The 16,320-nt window shown below is 70.3% G+C and carries 12 protein-coding genes; 6 read left to right on the top strand and 6 right to left on the bottom strand.

All coding sequences use genetic code 11. The annotated features are described in order from the left end of the window. Positions 1-8: 8 nt before the first annotated feature. Positions 9-1,781, bottom strand: a complete 1,773-nt coding sequence (locus OO52_RS42890) for an FAD-dependent oxidoreductase (RefSeq protein ID WP_030657994.1) — start codon at positions 1,779-1,781, stop codon at positions 9-11. 17 nt (positions 1,782-1,798) lie between these two features. Continuing rightward, positions 1,799-3,727: a maleylacetate reductase and hydroxyquinol 1,2-dioxygenase domain-containing protein gene (locus tag OO52_RS42885; protein WP_030657996.1), complete on the bottom strand. Its 1,929-nt coding sequence runs from the start codon at positions 3,725-3,727 to the stop codon at positions 1,799-1,801. A 524-nt stretch (positions 3,728-4,251) separates the two neighbouring features. On the opposite strand from OO52_RS42885, the gene OO52_RS42880 reads away from it, so the two are divergent. After that, complete coding sequence (locus tag OO52_RS42880) at positions 4,252-4,860, top strand: hypothetical protein (RefSeq protein ID WP_030657998.1); 609 nt, start codon at positions 4,252-4,254, stop codon at positions 4,858-4,860. A 206-nt stretch (positions 4,861-5,066) separates the two neighbouring features. Here OO52_RS42880 and OO52_RS42875 read toward each other — a convergent pair whose 3' ends face one another. Then, positions 5,067-5,708, bottom strand: coding sequence for a carbonic anhydrase (locus OO52_RS42875; protein WP_030658002.1), 642 nt, complete (start codon positions 5,706-5,708; stop codon positions 5,067-5,069). 288 nt (positions 5,709-5,996) lie between these two features. On the opposite strand from OO52_RS42875, the gene OO52_RS42870 reads away from it, so the two are divergent. Further along, entirely contained in the window at positions 5,997-7,250 is a 1,254-nt protein-coding gene (locus OO52_RS42870; RefSeq protein WP_030658004.1) for a PP2C family protein-serine/threonine phosphatase, read from the top strand. Positions 7,251-7,483: 233 nt separating this feature from the next. Beyond that, positions 7,484-8,767 (top strand): hypothetical protein, encoded by a 1,284-nt coding sequence (locus OO52_RS42865; RefSeq protein WP_234339974.1) that lies wholly within the window; start codon positions 7,484-7,486, stop codon positions 8,765-8,767. Here OO52_RS42865 and OO52_RS42860 read toward each other — a convergent pair. The 3 genes from OO52_RS42860 to OO52_RS42850 all read right to left on the bottom strand — a co-directional run bounded on the left by OO52_RS42860 (position 8,751) and on the right by OO52_RS42850 (position 12,297). Continuing rightward, complete coding sequence (locus OO52_RS42860; protein WP_030658008.1) at positions 8,751-10,565, bottom strand: asparagine synthase-related protein; 1,815 nt, start codon at positions 10,563-10,565, stop codon at positions 8,751-8,753. The two genes, OO52_RS42865 and OO52_RS42860, sit on opposite strands and share 17 nt — an antisense overlap. Positions 10,566-10,575: 10 nt before the next feature. Further along, a complete protein-coding gene (locus OO52_RS50445) occupies positions 10,576-11,190 on the bottom strand; it encodes a lasso peptide biosynthesis B2 protein (protein WP_234339973.1) in 615 nt (204 codons plus the stop codon). A gap of 261 nt (positions 11,191-11,451) precedes the next feature. Continuing rightward, positions 11,452-12,297 carry a helix-turn-helix transcriptional regulator gene (locus OO52_RS42850; protein WP_030658014.1) on the bottom strand — a complete coding sequence of 282 codons (846 nt, stop codon included), beginning with the start codon at positions 12,295-12,297 and terminating at the stop codon, positions 11,452-11,454. Between the two features lie 156 nt (positions 12,298-12,453). Here OO52_RS42850 and OO52_RS42845 point away from each other — a divergent pair, with 156 nt between their 5' ends. From OO52_RS42845 to OO52_RS42835, 3 genes are all read left to right on the top strand, one after another. Continuing rightward, a complete protein-coding gene (locus OO52_RS42845; protein ID WP_030658016.1) occupies positions 12,454-13,440 on the top strand; it encodes an NmrA family NAD(P)-binding protein in 987 nt (328 codons plus the stop codon). Between the two features lie 145 nt (positions 13,441-13,585). Beyond that, on the top strand, positions 13,586-14,479 hold the full coding sequence (locus OO52_RS42840; protein WP_051819065.1) for an MBL fold metallo-hydrolase: 894 nt from the start codon (positions 13,586-13,588) through the stop codon (positions 14,477-14,479). 523 nt (positions 14,480-15,002) lie between these two features. Then, positions 15,003-16,142 carry an IS701 family transposase gene (locus OO52_RS42835; RefSeq protein ID WP_167347966.1) on the top strand — a complete coding sequence of 380 codons (1,140 nt, stop codon included), beginning with the start codon at positions 15,003-15,005 and terminating at the stop codon, positions 16,140-16,142. The last annotated feature ends 178 nt before the right edge of the window (positions 16,143-16,320 follow it).

The following is a 16,320-nucleotide window of genomic DNA, read 5'->3' as shown; positions in this document are numbered from 1 at the left end:
CGTCCTCCCTAACGCGCCAGGACGTGGCGGAGCGCGCCGAGGAGTTCCTCCCGCGCCGCCTCGTCGGTCTCCGCGGCGGTGGCCCGGCGCCAGGCGACGTGTCCGTCCGGGCGCACCAGCAGCACACCGTCCTCGGCGATCTCGCTGACGCGGCTCCATTCGCCGTAGGCGTCACGGCAGTCGTCGTCACCGACGCGCACGACGCGCAGCGGTACGCCGAGGGCGTCGCCGCAGGTGCGCGCGGCGGTCTCCCAGACACCGCCGGACAGACCGGTCAGCACGGTGAAGACGCCGTGGCCGACGACGTCCAGCGTGGACACGCGCTCGCCCTGTGCGTCGACCAGCCAGGCGTGCGGCAGCTTGGCGCCCGGACGGGTCGTCGGCTGGTGCACCAACTCGCGGTCGCCCGCCCACACTTCGGCCGGGCTGTCGTCGGGGAGCACCGCGGTGGAGACGTACCGCTGGTTCATCTCCACGCCGTGCGCGTTGAACTCGTAGTTCTTCAGCTGGATCGCCTCTTCGAGCCGGCGTCTCTTCTTGGCGCCCTCGGGTGTCCGCTCCCGTATCGCCGCGATCCCTTCGGCGATGGCCTCCGCGTCGCTGCCGCCGCCGACGCCGAGTACGTCGAAGATCGGCCCGAACTGGTCACGGCTGAGGTTGGCCCGCTCGACGATCTGCCGCCCCACCGGGGCGCGTTCGGCCGTGTAGCTGTCGAGCAGCGCGGGCCCCGCCTCGCCGCGGATCACCATCGCGAGTTTCCAGGCGAGGTTGTACGCGTCCTGGACGGAGGTGTTGGAGCCCAGTCCGTTGGACGGCGGATGACGGTGCACGGCGTCGCCGGCGCAGAAGACCCTGCCGGACGAATACTCCTCGGCGTAGGCGTGGTTGACGGTCCACAGCGAGGTCGACGTGATCTCCACCGGGAGGTCGGGATCGCCGATGAGGTCGCGCACGATCTTCCGGGCGGCCTCCTCGTCGACACTCGGCGGCGGCTGCTCTATGTCGTAACCCCACACCAGCAGCCACTCGTTCCACGGGCGGACCATGCGGACGAGGCCCATGCCGATGCCCCCGGTGTCCGCGCCGGGCTGCAGCACCCAGTACAGGACGCTCGGACGGTGGGCGCAGTACCGGGTCAGGTCGGCCTTGAAGACGATGTTCATGCTGCCGGCCTTGGCCATGCGGCCGGCGAAGGGCAGGCCGAGCTGCTCGGCGACGGCGCTGCGCCCGCCGTCGGCGCCGATCAGGTAGCGGGCCCGCACCGTGAACTCGTCACCTCGGACCCGGTCGCGCAGGCGGGCGGTGACCCCGGCCTCGTCCTGTTCGAAGCTGAGGAACTCGGTGTCGAAGCGGACCTTGGCACCGCGGGCCGCCGCGTTGTCGACCAGGATCGGCTCCAGATAGGTCTGCGGCAGGTCGATCATCTCGCAGGGGCTCTTGGCGGAGTACTCGGTGGCCGTCGCGGGGCCTGTGCCCCAGCTGCGGATGCGGCCGATCTCGTCGCCCGTGAGCGCCGTGCACAGCACGGTGTCCCCCATCAGGTGGGAGGGGCTGCCGAGGGCCAGCGCCTCCGACTCGACGCCGAGGTCGCGCAGGACCTCCATGGTGCGCTGGTTGGTGATGTGCGCGCGCGGGGTGTTGGCGAGCCACCCGTACTTCGTCACCAGCAGGGTGCGGATGCCGTAGGTGGCCAGCAGGAGGGCGGCGGAGCCGCCCGCGGGGCCGCTGCCGACGACGAGGACGTCGGTGTCGTACGCGTCGAGCGGGTCGGTGGTCGTCATGGATGGGCGCTCCTCGGTCATCCGGCCTGCGGGGCGAGACGGAAGGTGTAGTCGAGCCGGCACCACTGGCCGTCGACCGAACGGCCGTCGGGGGTGGGGCCGGACTGCGGTGTGAAGTCGACGACGAGTTCGTCCTTGACGCCGAAGACGGTGTCGCCGTCCAGGTACGCTCCGCCGGCAACGAACAGCTGTGTGACGAGCCGGCGGTGGCCGGGCGCGTCGAACATGAAGTGGAGGTGGGGTGCCCGGTAGGGATGGCGTCCGACCGCGTCGAGCATCTGTCCGACCGGGCCGTCGTCGGGAATCGGGTAGTGCGAGGGCAGGATGGACCAGAAGGTGATCCGGCCCTGGGTGTCGCTGCGCAGCCGTCCGCGCAGCACCGGCCCCTCCAGATCGGGGAGTTGGACGTCGTAGAAGCCGTCCTCGTTGGACTGCCACACGTCCACCACCGCGTCCTTGACCGGCTCGCCGTCGCTGTCCGTGACCCGTACGTCCACCCACAGCGGGGTGCCGTGCAGGCCGCCGGAGATGTCGCCGCCGAGCGCGGTCTCGGGCGGGCCCTCCACGTAGAAGGGGCCGAGCACCGCGGACGGAGTGGTGTCGGGCGTGCGGGAGTTGGTGAGCAGGTCCACGGCGCTGGAGACGCCGAGGGTGTCGGACAGCAGCACGAACTCCTGCCGTGTCGGGCTGCAGATCTGTCCGGTACGGGTGAGGAAGTCGATGGCGTACTGCCATTCGGCGTCGGTGACGTCGTTGGCCGCGACGAAGGTGTGCAGGTGCCTGACGAGGTCGGTCATCAGCGTACGGACCCGGGGGTCGGGGGTGTGCGCGAAGCTGGCCACCACCTCCTCGGTGAGCCGGGCCAGCTTCGCCTCCGTCGAGGGCGGGCCCTCGGGGCGGCGTCCCTGCCAGGCGCCGGTCAGCAGCTCGCCGATGCCCTCGGTGGTCAGTTCGCGCGGGTTGGGGTACGGCGTCGAGGAGGCCAGCTCGGCCGCGCGGGCCAGGTCGGACTCCGCCATGCCGAGGTCGCGCAGCGAGGTGGGGCCGCCCAGGGAGACGATCAGGTCGTACACGCCGCTCGGTGCGTCGGGCACGCCGAGCGCGTCGGCGATGCGGCGCATCACCTCGGGGACGGCGGGTGCGTTGTAGGCCATGGCGTGCGGCAGTACGACGGTGTGGGTCTCGGCGTGCGGCAGGCCGAAGCTGCCGCCGAGGGTGTGGCACAGCTTGTGGTGCAGGCTCATGCCGACCGTGGCGAGGCAGGTCCCGGCGAGCCAGGCGGCGTGCAGCAGGTCGGCCCGGGCCTCCGGGTCGGCCGGGTCGGCGGCCAGCCGGGGCAGTGCCGATGCGATGCCCGCGATCGCGTCGAGGGCCTGCCGGTCCGTCACCGGGTTGGCGTCGGCCGAGTAGAGGGCCTCGACGGCGTGCGCGAGGGCGTTGACGCCGCTCGTCACCGTCATGGGCAGCGGCAGCGTGAGGGTGAAGTCGACGTCGTAGACGACGGTCTCGGGCAGGATCGCCGGGGACGACTGGGTGACCTTGCGCCCGTCGCGGGTCTCGCCGAGCACCGGGGTCACCTCGGAACCGGCGTAGGTGGTCGGCAGGATCACCTGGGGCAGGTCCGTGCGCAGGGCCAGCGCCTTGGACAGGCCGGTCGTCGAGCCGCCGCCGACGGCCACGATCGCGTCGGCCGAGGCGTCCGTGAGCACATCGAGCGCCTGCTCGGTCACCTCGACCGGGGTGTGCATGGCGGCGCCGTCGAACTCCGCGACCACGAGGTCTCCGAGCGCCTCGCGTACCCGCGCGGCGGTCTGGGCCAGGGGGCGGCTGGACAGCAGCAGGACACGGGAGCAGCCGAGCCGCTCGACCTCCTCGCGGAGCCGGTCCACCGTGCCGCGTCCGAAGACGACCCGCGAGGGACGGGATGTGTAGATGAACGTCCGCATTGAGTTCTGCCTCCGCGTGCCATCCGGTGTGCGTCGATCGCTTGGAGCACCGAGTGTGCGGAGGAGGGCGGCGCGTCGTCCTGCACAATGCGCGCGCCGCACTGCACGAAACGCGCGCGTGTTCCGGAGCCGGCGCGGCGCGCACGGCACGGCGGGCGCGCGCTTGTTCCGGGCCGCGGAGCGCCAGTCGTCCCGTCCGGCGCTCACGCCGACGGGCCCGGCTCGCCCCGCGGTGGCGGAGTGCGGCGTGACGTGCCGCCAGGGGTGGACGCGGCGCTCGTCACGCTCAGTCCAGGACCGCGGTGGCTTCGTCTCGACCAGTTACTCAGGGACGTCCAGAGCCGCAGACTGCGGGCCGCCCGGCGACGCTTCGAAGCCTGACGGGTCGGTGAACGGCACGGCGTTCGGCCGGGGCCGGGCCGAGCGAGCACGCGGTGTGGAACCGGGGACGTGGGGACACGTACCTAGCTTTCCTGAGTACGCCGACTCGTGATCGTCTGTCGGCCGGCTTCTATCGTGCCGTCATGGACATGGACTCGCCCTCCACCGACACCGTGGCTACAGGCAGTACACGGTGGCTCACCGGCTGCGCGCTCGCGGCGATCATCATCGCCGCCTTGGTGGCGTACGGCGCCTACGCGTTGGAAGACCTGGAGAAGGGCCTGGACGGGTACGGACAGATGGAACAGGCGGGCCGCTCGGGAACAGTGGCCGATCCCCTCGGTCCCGGCGAGACGGCCCAGTTCGAAGACGGCTTGAAGGTCACCGTGAGCCCGCCGATCGCCAAGGGCAACGGCACCCACGCCTTCTTCGTGACCTATGAGAACGGTACCGACGCCGAAGTACTCCCGGGTGGCACGTCGCTCGAAGACAGCGTCTCCGAGATCGGCCCGGCACCGCTGGTCGTACGTCCCGGCGAAAGCCTCGACGACTACGTCACCGACTACGACCTGGACTGGCTGAATCGCCAGGCAGCCGCCTCCGACCTGGTGCCACCGCTCGCCGAGGGCGACAAGCGCACCGTACCCGTCCACGTCAAGCCGACCCGGGCGGGTATCCCGGTCACCGTCGAGGTGGCCGTACCCGACGCCGGCTACCGGGAGACTGCCTACTTCCAGCTCACCGTCGGCTGATACCGCTCATCCCGGCGCGCCGTCCCGCGGCAACCGGCCAGTCGCCGGACGGGTGTGCCCCTGCCTCCGGTCGCCGGCGAGGGCCGTCGCCCCTCCCCCGACATCTCGCACCTCGCAGCCCACCGCCCGCGCACCAGGTCGGCGCGGGCGGTGCCGGGCACCTGGTCGGCTCCGCGAGCCATCGGACGCAGCCGCGGCCGGCGCGGTCAGGACGCGGCCGGGACCGACGTATCGATGCCGTGAGAGGCGACGACCTGCGCACTGCCGTCGGCCAGGCGGTAGCACAGGCCCACGACGGCGGCCTGACCGGCGGCGACCTTCTCGGCGAGCACCCGGGAACGGTCGAGCAGCAGGTCGACGGTGTGCCTTATGTGCTCGGCGAGAATCTCGTCCGGCTCGACCCGTCCGGCGGCCCGCGCCGCCAGCACGCTGGGGGTCACCCGCTCGACGACGTCCCGTACGTACCCGGCCGGTGTCATCCCGTCCTCCAGGGCGGCACACGCCGCGCCGACCGCGCCGCACGAGTCGTGACCGAGCACCACGACCAGCGGGCAGCCCAGCACGTCCACGCCGTACTCGATGCTGCCCAGCACCTCCGGACCCACCACGTGTCCGGCGGTCCGCACCACGAACAGGTCGCCCAGGCCGCGGTCGAAGATGATCTCGGCGGCCAGCCGGGAGTCCGAACACCCGAACAGCACGGCGAAGGGCTGCTGGGACGGCGCGATCTCGGCGCGGCGGGTGGCGTCCTGGTTGGGGTGCTCGGGGGTGCCGGCGACGAAGCGCTGGTTACCGGTCAACAGCAGCTCGAAGGCGTCACGGGGCGTCGGTGTCTGGATCTCGGTCATGACCGCAGCTTAGAACCCGGGCGCGGTGGTCGCACCGCCTGGTCCCCCCCGTCATCGCCGGGTCGGCCGACGCCGACGGCTTGGACGTCATGCCCAGGCGCCGGCCAGGGTGGCCTCGATGCGTCGGCGTGCGGCGCTGCTGAGGTGGGGGCGGTGGTGGGGGTGGCTGACCTCGGCACTTGGGGCTGAACCGTCCGCGCGGCCCTGCGGTGGGGACGGCGGGCGCGGACGGAGGGCGACCCGTAAGTTGAGGGTGAGGGCTGTTGGGGCCGGAAGGGAGTGCCACCGATGGCATCGCGGGTTGATCACGCGGCACTGTTCGCCGCCACACCGAGCCCGTACCTGGTACTCGGCCCGGACCTGGTCATCGTCGATGTGAACCAGGCCTATCTGGAGGCCACCGAACGCACCCGCGAGGACCTGCTCGGCCTGCACATCTTCACCGCGTTCCCCGACAATCCCGCCGACCCGGATGCCGACGGGGTCCGCAACCTCGGCGCTTCCCTGCACCGGGTCCTGGCCACCAGCCGGCCCGACACGATGGGCCTGCAGAAGTACGACATCCCCGTCATGGGCCGGCCAGGCGTCTTCGAGGAACGGTGGTGGTCCCCGGTGAACACTCCCGTCCTGGGCCCGGACGGGCAGGTGGCCTACATCATCCACCGGGTCGAGGACGTCACCGCGTTCGTCAAAGCCCACCGCGCCGCGCGGCCCGCCGATGTCCGGGTGGGCCAGTACCTGGAGGAAACCGAGGCGCTGGAGGCCGAATTGTACGCACGGGCGCGGGAGTTGCAGCGGCTGAACGAGGAACTGCGCCAGGCCCACACGCGCGAACGGGAGGTCGCCCTCGCCCTGCAGGAAGCCATGCTGCACGCCCCTGACCTGGCTCAGCACCCACACGATGTGACGGTGCGCTACCTGCCCGCCACCGGCTCCCTGAATGTGTGCGGCGACTGGTACGACGTCGTCGACATCCCACCCGACCGGCTCGCCCTCGCTGTCGGCGATGTCATCGGCCACGGCCTCCAGGCCGCAGCGGTCATGGGCATGCTCCGCAGTGCCCTGTCCGCGGCCACCCGGGCCCTGGAACGCCCTGCCCAGGCTCTGGAGGTCCTCGGCCTGTACGCCCGGTCCATCGAGGACGCCCTGGGCACCACCGCCGTCCAGACACTCGCCGACACCCGCAGCCGCCTGATCACCTACAGCAACGCCGGCCACCCGCCGCCGTTACTCCTCCACCCCGACGGCGACTGCGAACTGCTCGACCAGGCCACCGACCCACCTCTCGGCGCCCGCCCCCAGCACGTCCCCCGCCCACAGGCCAGCCTGCCCTACAGACCCGGCGACACCCTCGTCCTGTACACCGACGGACTGATCGAGCGCCGCGGCGAGGACATCTACGCCGGGCTCGGACGCCTGACCGACGTGCTCAGCGAATGCGGCCGCCTGGGGACCGAACAACTCGCCGACACCGTCCTGGCACGCCTCGGCGTCTCGAGCGGCGGCCGCGACGACATCGCGCTGATCGTCGTCCGACTCTGACCGGCGAGCGGGCCCGCACTGCCTTGCCGTACACGACAGGGCCGCCTGGTCGCGGCTCCCCATCCGGAGGCACGCGGATGGCGAGCGGATCGATCACCACGGAGGATGAGTACGCGTCCCTGGTGGCAGATCTGGTGGTTCGCTGCGGGTCTGTGAAGGAGGCACCGCGTGGAAAGCGTTGACACAGGCCGGTTCGGAACCGGGGGAATCTTACCGGCGGTGGTCTGGTGAGAATGTACGGCAACTCGCCCGCCAGCTCGCGGCAGAGGGCGCAACGGACGCTGGCGAAGGCGAAAGCCAGACCGTCGAGGGTCTCGCTGACGTTGATCCTGCTGGTTCTCCTCGCGACGACCGGGCTGTTGGGCTGGTTCGGCATTGCGGACTTCGTCGGGGCGCTGACCTTCGCCGGCCGTATCACCGGTGCCGTGCTCATCGCGGTGGCCTTCACCACGCTGCTGGGCGCTTTCGCGGCCGCGGACCACTGGCTGTCGCACAGGTTCGACTACTCCGGGCTGGTGGCGCTGATCGGCGCCTTCGCGGCCGCGCTGAGCAACCTCCTCATCCTGGCCGAGATTCTGAAGGACGGCGATTCCGCGCTGTTCAAGGCGCTGTTCAGCGCCCTCACGGCAGGCTCGGCATGGGCTGTCCTCGCGGTGTGCCGCACATCGGTCGTGATTCCCGCTCCGAAACGGGTGGCCGCGACACTGGTCGTCACCACGGTCATCGCGGTGGCGAATTTCGGCTACCAGAACCTGTACCAGCCGTCCCAACGCGAAGTCAGGCCCGTCATCCGGTTGACCGTGGGAAAGCCGATGACGAATCCGGATCGCAAGGCCTTTTCCCTGCCGGTGGACATCACGATCGAGAACCGAAGTGAGGCGGCCTTCTACGTTCTGGGCACCGAATTTCACGCCATGGCGGAACGGGTGCCGCTCAGCTCACACGACCGGCTCCGTCAACAATGGCGATCCGATTCCGAACAATGGGCGAACTTCCAGGAAGTCAACCCGGTCTCCCGAAGGGAGATGCACCAGCCCGGCGAGTTGGTGTCGGCGCAGCCCTGGATGCCCTGGGGGCGGTGGGTCTACGCCAGCGATACGTTCTCCTCCCGAGTAGTCGTGCAACTTCCCGTGGACACCCAGTACGATCAGCTGGCGTTCTATGCCAGCGCGCACCTCACTCGCAAGGACCGCGCTCGCCTGGAGAACCTGCACATCGACGGGTACAGCTGGCGTGGCGCCCAGGTACCCCAGTGGTTGAATAAGAAAGATTTTGACTCCATCGTCTACAAAAGCCGGATTCATGAGAACAACGTGATTGACGAAAGGACCAGGGAGCCCCGGTACATGACCGTCTACTGGCGGTTCGGGGCTCACGGCGTCAATATTCTGGAAACCATCAGCACGGAAAACGGCAAGGACGAGTCCCAGGAATCGGTGGAAGGCCGGTACGGCGTCCGCCTGGTGGAAACGGGCCCTGTCGAGCGGCCCCTGTGGGACATCAAGAACCAACACTGACCGGCACAGCCGCACCGGGCACACCCGGACGCTCGTCCAGCAGTCCCTCGAGCCACACCACCAGGGCGAGCGAGCCGTTCATACGGTCCCAGGAGGCGGAATCCCCCGTGCCGAGCTGAGCCTCCCGTACCGCCCGGCAGAGTGTCTCGACGTTCAACATCTCCGCGATGAGCGGATGCCGTGCGGAGCGGCACAGGTCGATGAGGTCATCGCCGTGTGACCGCAGACCATGGACGTAGGGCTCGTTGAAGGGGACCTTGTCCGTCCGGTCGCGTATCCGGGGCGGGAGCATGTCCGCCATAGCCTCACGCAGAACCGTCTTCGGAGAGCCCGGGCGGAACGTGGCTTCGGCGGGGAGGCTGCGCATCGTGGCGATGACCTCCGGGTCGAGGAAGGGGTGCGAGAGGAAGAATCCGTGCTGCGGTGCGCAGCGCCAGGACAGCGGGTCGGGCGCGGCGAGATAGTTCGCCGCGTCGTAGAGCGACCGTTCCGGCTCGCGCCCGAACAGGAACCGGCTCTCCGTGAGGCAGGCCGCGCGGTAGCCGTGAGCCCGTGCGAATCCGCGTCTCAGCCATGGCGGGCGGGTGAAGTGGCCGAGGCCCCCGAGGATGGTTCCTCGGTGGACGAGCCTGTTGATCCGTTCGGCTGTCAGTGGCAACGTCGGCCGGAGGACGTGGGTGCGGACGATGTCGCGCACTCCCTGTTCGCCCGCCGTGGCCCGGGCCCGGGCCTGACTCGTCATCTCCCGGAGCCGTCCGGAACGGGCCAGCCGGTGCAGATGAAACGGGTTGGCGTCCACGACCGGATCGGCTCCGCATCCGGTCAGGAGGGTGTCGCAGCCCAGCTCGGCCGCGACGGTGTGCAGCCTGCTCCAGAAGGGGGCACGGAAGGCGTGGGCGTGCGGCTCGTCCGAGTCCCCGGCGTGGTGCAGGAAGTCGTCGAAGTCTGCCACGTCGTCGGCGTCGACGATCACCGGGCGGGCGCCGGGCGCCTGTTCACGGACCGCCTCCACCGCCTCCTCCAGGTACGGCCGTTCCGCGGCCAGCTCTCCCCCGCCGTAGCGCCCGGCGAGCAGGATCAGGTCCCCGGTACTGCCCTCCTGCCCCGCGGCGAGCAGACGGGCCGTGAGCAACGCGACGCTGGTGGAGTCGGTGCCGCCGGAGACATGGCAGGCGATCGTCCGGCCGAGGCGGCGCCCGACAGCGTGCTCCAGAGCGTGGCGAAGCCGTTGCCCGGGACCGGATCCGTCTGCCGGCGGTGCCGGCGAATCGTCGGTGCGCCCGGTCCGGCTCAGCCGCCGGCCACGCATCCGCCCGCTGACGGAGAGCTCCACCACCTCGCCGCCGAGGATCCGGTGCACCCCGGCGAACGGGGTCGGTTCCGTGTGCGGTTGTGCCATGTTCCCGGTCAGATACCGGCAGAAGTAGCCGGGTTCCAGCTCGGTGGCGCTGCCCAGGCTGCGCGCCGAGGTACTCACCGCGCTCACCCGGCCGTCGGACTCCCTGAAGAACAACGGGATGCGCGCCTGCTCGTCCCGCATCAGCAGGACGCGGTCCTGGTACACCAGGACGGCCGCGAAGTCGCCGGTGGGCAGCGGAGGTTGGGTTCCAGACCGGGCGAAGGCGGTGAGGAGAGCACGTGTGCCCGCCAGGCGGTCGTGGACGGAACCGACCCAGCCGACGACCACCGCTGTGCCGACTGGCGACGAAACCGTCGTCACGAGTCCCTGCCGGACCATGCCCCCGGCCGTCAGGAGTTCGGGCACGTTCCCGTCGAACTCGACTCGGAGCGCTTCCATGCCGACGCCCTCAACAGCCGATCGAGAGGACCGGGGTGAAGGCATGGCCTCGCGGATCGGCGTCCGGGATGCACAGGCCGGCCGCAGACGTCCAGGCGTGCATGGCGAACGGGTGCTCGCGCACACCCACATGCAGTACCGCCTTGAAGCCGCGCCGCCGTAGCAGGACGAAGGCAGTGACGGCCTCGGTCTTGCAGTCGCCGTTGACCAACCAGCTTCTCCGGCCGACCGCTTGAACCGCTCGTTTCAGCCGTGCGACGTCCGCGGCGGAAGGGGTGTCCGTTCGGGCGTACTGAGGGGCGGCCAAGGGCAGGAGCCGAAGGACCCGTCCGAAGCCGAGCGTCCGGATCAACAGGTGCCCACTGCGCAGCCAGAGTCCCACCTCGGCGTCCGTGTCCGACCGCCGACGACCCGCCGAGCATCCGGCTCGGACGAGACCGGTGACGAGTTCCGCGCGTTCCTCTGAGCTTTCGTCGGCGAACTTCTCGACGTCCGCCGCCGCCATCCCGAGAAAGCGCGTCCGCTTCCAGTCGGCGATGAGCGCCCCTCCGGGAAGCCTGGTGACGCGGCAGTGTGGTGAGAGGATCCGTGTCATGGCCACCAGGGCGTCGGGGTCCTGTGTCACCGCACGACCTCCCATGCCCCGGTGCAGGGTGTCAGGACTGATACCCGTGACCGTCGTAGTCGCCGCCGCTGAAACCCCTGATCAGACGGCCGCCGCCGAGAAGGACAAGGCCGCGCGGCATACGGCGCCGCAGAAATCGGATCAACATCGCCTACCTCCAGAACCGGGTGGCGTCGATCAACTCCAGGCTACTCTGACCCGAATGCCTCGCAACCTTGAGCGGGCGCGGAACGGGGCGGAGCCAGGGAGTTCGCCCGTCCATCAGCTCAGGGTGGCCAGCAGGCGGAGCCGCTCCGCGGACGGGGTGCCCTCCTGCGCGCCGCTGAAGATGATGCGTACCCCGGGATCGTCGGTCAGCCGGACCACTTCCTCGTTGAGCGTCATGCTGCCGACCTGCGGATGGCGGTATTCGCGTTGCGAGGGCAGGCAGTCGCTGACCGGGTGCTCGGACCAGATCCGCACGAAGTCCGGACTGCGCACGCTCAACTCGCCTATCAGGGCATGCAGTTCCTGATCGTCCGGGTGGTGGGCCGCCGCGTGGCGCAGGTAGGCGGTGAGGTCTCTCGCCTGCGCTTCCCAGTCCGGGAAGAGATCGCGGGCGGATGGGTCGAGAAACGTGATCCGGGCGATGTTCGGCCGGGACTCACCGGAGGTGTCCTGTGGTGCGGGCAGGTTCCACAGGGCGTAACCGAGCCGGTTGCCACCCAGGAGATCGGCGCGCCGGCCGACGATGATCGCCGCCTGACTGCCCGCGGCCTCGACGAGGGCCTGGACCGCGGGGCGCAGTTGTTCGGGCTCTCCCAGCCGGTTGCCGATCCTGCCGGGCCGGGCCAGCCTGACCAGGTAGGCACGCTCGTCGGGGGTCAGCTTCAGGACCCTCGCCAGCGCATCCAGGACCGAGTCCGAGACCTGGTGGCTCTCGCCCCGCTCCAGGCGGGTGTAGTAGGTCACGCTGATGCCCGCGAGATGGGCCAGTTCCTCGCGCCGCAGGCCGGGTACGCGGCGCTGTCCGCACGACGGCACGCCCGTCTCCTCGGGGGTGAGGGCCGCCCGCCGGCTGCGCAGGAACGCCCCGAGCTCCATGGACGATGACCAGGTGCTGCTCATGCCTCGAGTGTCGCAAACCGGTCCGCCCCGGTGCCTGTCCATGCCGTGGTCCCCCACGCCCGGGGTTTCCGGCGCGGTCAGGCGCAGCCGCAGCCGCTCCCTGGGTGTCCATGGCATGGTCTGGTTGGCCGCCCGGCCGTGTCGGACGGTGGGGCCATGAACGAAACGCATCCCTCCGCGAACACCTCAGCAAGCGCCTCCGGCAGCACCTCCGCAAGCACCCCCGCGCGTCACGCCGCGGCCGAGAAGGATCTCTTCGTCGTCACCGCCGCCACCAGCGACACCGGGTCCGCCGTCGTGCGGGCCCTGCTGGACAGCGGGTCGGCAGTCGTGGCCGTGGGCCGCGATCTCGAGCGGCTTCGGCCCTACGCCGAGCGCGGCGCCCGGACACACGTCAGCCCCCTCGACGACGCCGACCGGCTGTCCGCGGTCCTGCACGGCGCCACTGGCGCGTTCGTCATGCTGGCACCGGGCATCCTTCCGACCAGCACGGACTTCCAGGCCTACCAGCGGGCTCTGATCGCGGCGCAGGCGCAGGCCGTGCAGGAGGCGTACCGGCACGGTTCCCTGCGACGCGTGGTGACCCTGAGCGGCTGGGCGGCGAACTACCCGGAGGCGCGCGGGCCGGTCTGGGGGCTGAAGCGGCTGGAGGAGGCGATCGACGCCACCGGTGTACCGGCGGTCCACCTGCGGGCGGGTTCGTTCATGGAGAACCTGCGGACCGACATCGCCTCCATCAAGGCCACCGGCACCACAGGTGGTCTCGTTCCTCCGGACCTCCCCCTGCCGATGATCTCCACCGAGGACATCGGGCGGGTCGCGGCGGAGTTCCTGCGCGGTGACCGCGCTTTCGTGCCAGGCCCGGTCGAGGTGGCCGGCCCGGCCTACCGGACCCTCGCCGAGGCCACACGCCTGATCGGGGCCGCCGTCGGAGCGGACGACACCCGGTACGTTCCCCGGTCCCGCGAGGCCGTGCGCGCCACGTTGATCGAGGCAGGGTTCACCGCCCACGTGGCGGACGGCATCGTCGACATGACGCTCGACGTGGCGGAGGGCCGCATCCGGCTGATGGGCACCAGCCGGACGATCACCACCCGGACCACCCTCGAACAGTTCCTCGCCACCGCCATCGCCACGGCTTGACCGTCCGCTCCTCCCGCGCACGGGACGGACGGCGCGTGCCATGTCCCGCCCCTTGGCGGCTCGGAGGCAGAAGGGTCATGACGATCCCGCCTCACGCGCCGCCCCCTCACCGACCGACGTACTCCCATCCGGAGAAAGCACACCCATGTCCAGCACGTCACCACGCCAGGCACCCGGTTTCCAGAGGTTCCGCCTCGGCGGCCTTCTGGTCACAGCCCTGTACGACGGACACGTGCCCATTCTTGCCGAGGACCTGCACGGCGAGCCGCAGGACGGCATACGCCGACGCCTCGTCGAGGCGTACCTGCCGGAGGAGGGTGATCTCCATACGGCCGTCATCGGCTTCCTCGTCGAGCTCGATGGCAGGCGGGTCCTCGTCGACGCCGGCAGCGGCAACACGCTCGGCCCCTCCACCGGGCACCTTCTCGAGGAACTGTCCGCTGCCGGCGTCGCGGCCGACGACATCGATGATGTCCTCGTCACCCACCTCCACCCCGACCACTGCGGCGGCCTTGTCACCGACGACGGCAAGCCTGTCTTCCCGCACGCCACGGTCCATGTCGCCCGCGGCGAGGTCGACTACTGGCTCGACGAGAAGCTCGCGCGGGCGGAGGGCGTTCGGAGGATGATCCACGAGTCCGCGGCGTCCGCTCTGGACCCCTACCGCAGGGCCGGCCGGCTCGACGCGTTCGACGCTCTCAACGCGCTGCCCGGCGTACGCTCCCTCGATCAGCGCGGGCACACCGCGGGACACAGCGGCTACCTGTTCGGTGAAGACGACCAGCCGGTGCTCTTCTGGGGTGACACCGTCCACAGTCACACCGTCCAACTGCCGTGTCCCCACGTGTCGATCGCCATCGACAGTGATGAAGCCGGCGCTGTCGCCGCACGCGTCGGCGTCCTCGACCGAGTGGCCACCCACGGATGGTGGGTCGCCGCGGCCCATCTGCCCTTCCCCGGGCTCGGCCACGTCCGCCGCGCCGGTGCCGGCTACGACTGGGTACCGGTTCACTTCAAGCCGCTCGTCCTGCCCGAGTAACGGGCCGTCCCCCGCGCTGTGCAAGGTGGCGGCGGGCGCGATCGATCGGCGTCCCGGAACCGGCCGGGTGTCCTACTGGACCGGAGACGTGGCGGGCGTCAGCGCTACAGCGCGCAAGAACAGGCGGCCGCCGGCCAGCCGAGGATCCAAGCGAGGTCTCGCCCGCCGACCGCGTCCGCGTCGACCTGCGGCCGGAGGGCTACTGCCCCAGACGCTCCAGGTCGGCGGGGATCATGCCGGGCGGGTCGAGGGCATGACGTGCGACCGCGCGACCGACATCCTGTCGTTCTTCCTCGGCCACCGGTCCTGGCGGCGAGACAGAGGGCCGGCTGACAACGCAAGTCTCGGCCGCCCTCCTCGTCCGACAGGTTGCCCTGAGGGCGCAGCCGTTCCCCGGCGCGCCCGGCCGCGAGGCACCGGCAACCGATCGTTGTCGAGCGGGAAAGTTCCGTGGCCCCTAGTACTGCAATCACAGTTATGAGGTTTGGTGTGATTGAGTGTCCCGGTGTCTGTGGATCTTGGTGTGCGTCAAGTCGAGTCCTGGCGTGAGGCGTTGGCCGGGTTACACGCGCGGTTCGCGTCGCGGTTTGCCCGCTCGGAGCCGCGGGGCCGGGCGTTGGAGTACATGGCCGGGCTGGTGGCACCGCTGGAGCGTAAGAACGGCTGGTCGCTGGCAGAACGCGCTGGTGAGGCGCATCCGATTGGGATGCAGCGGCTGCTGGGTGAGGCGGACTGGGACGCCGACGGGGTCCGCGACGACGTCCGTGACTTCGTCATCGAGAGCATCGGTGACAAGGACGCGGTGCTGATCGGCGACGACACCGGGTTCCTGAAGAAGGGAGTCCGCTCGGCCGGGGTGCAGCGGCAGTACTCCGGAACGGCCGGCCGCACCGAGAACTGCCAGATCGGCACCTTCCTTGCCTACGCCTCGCGGCGAGGGCGGGCGTTGATCGACCGGGAGTTGTATCTGCCGAAGTCCTGGACCGACGACCGTGAGCGGTGCCGGGCGGCCGGCATCCCGGACGACGTGCCGTTCGCCACGAAGATCGAGCACTTCCAGGCCATGCTCCAGCGGGTACTGGACGCGAAGGTGCCGTTCGCGTGGGTGACCGCGGACGAGGCATACGGGCAGGTCAAGCGGCTGCGGTACTGGCTGGAGCAGCGCGCGGTCGCGCATGTGCTGGCGACCAAGGTCAACGACACCGTCATCACCACCCGAGGCGCCGAGGCCCGGGTCGACGCCCTGGTGGCCGGCCTGCCGCGGCAGGCATGGAAGCGCGTGTCGGCAGGAGCCGGTGCTCATGGGCACAGGTTCTACGACTGGGCCCGGGTGCCGATCCGAATCTGGTGGGAGAACGGCTTCGGCCACTGGGTACTGGCCCGCCGCGGCGTCAGTAACCCGACCGAGATTGCTTACTACGTGTGCTACGGCCCGGTCGGCACGCGGCTGAGGGACCTGGCCCGGGTGGCCGGGGCTCGGTGGCAGGTCGAGGAATGTTTCCAGGCCGCGAAGAACGAGTGCGGCCTGGACCACTACCAGGTCCGCCGTTACGACGCCTGGTACCGGCACATCACCCTGTCCATGGCCGCACTCGCCGCACTGACCGCCATCCGTGCCCAGGAACTGTCAAAAGGGGCAGCGATCTTGGACAAACCCGCCTGATACCCCTGTCCGTCGCGGAGATCCGCCGCCTGATCGGACTGCTCCTCCGCCCACCACACCTCACTCCGACATACCATCTGCGCTGGTCATGGTGGAGACGGCTCAGTCAGACCCGCGCTCGCATCAGCCACTACAAACGGCGAGGCCAAACCCCATAACTGTGATTGCAGTACTAGGC

This window comes from Streptomyces flaveolus (genome assembly GCF_000716535.1).
GTDB lineage: Bacteria > Actinomycetota > Actinomycetes > Streptomycetales > Streptomycetaceae > Streptomyces > Streptomyces flaveolus_A.
The sequence above is the reverse complement of the archived record's forward strand: the minus strand, read 5'-3'. Positions and strand labels throughout refer to the sequence as shown.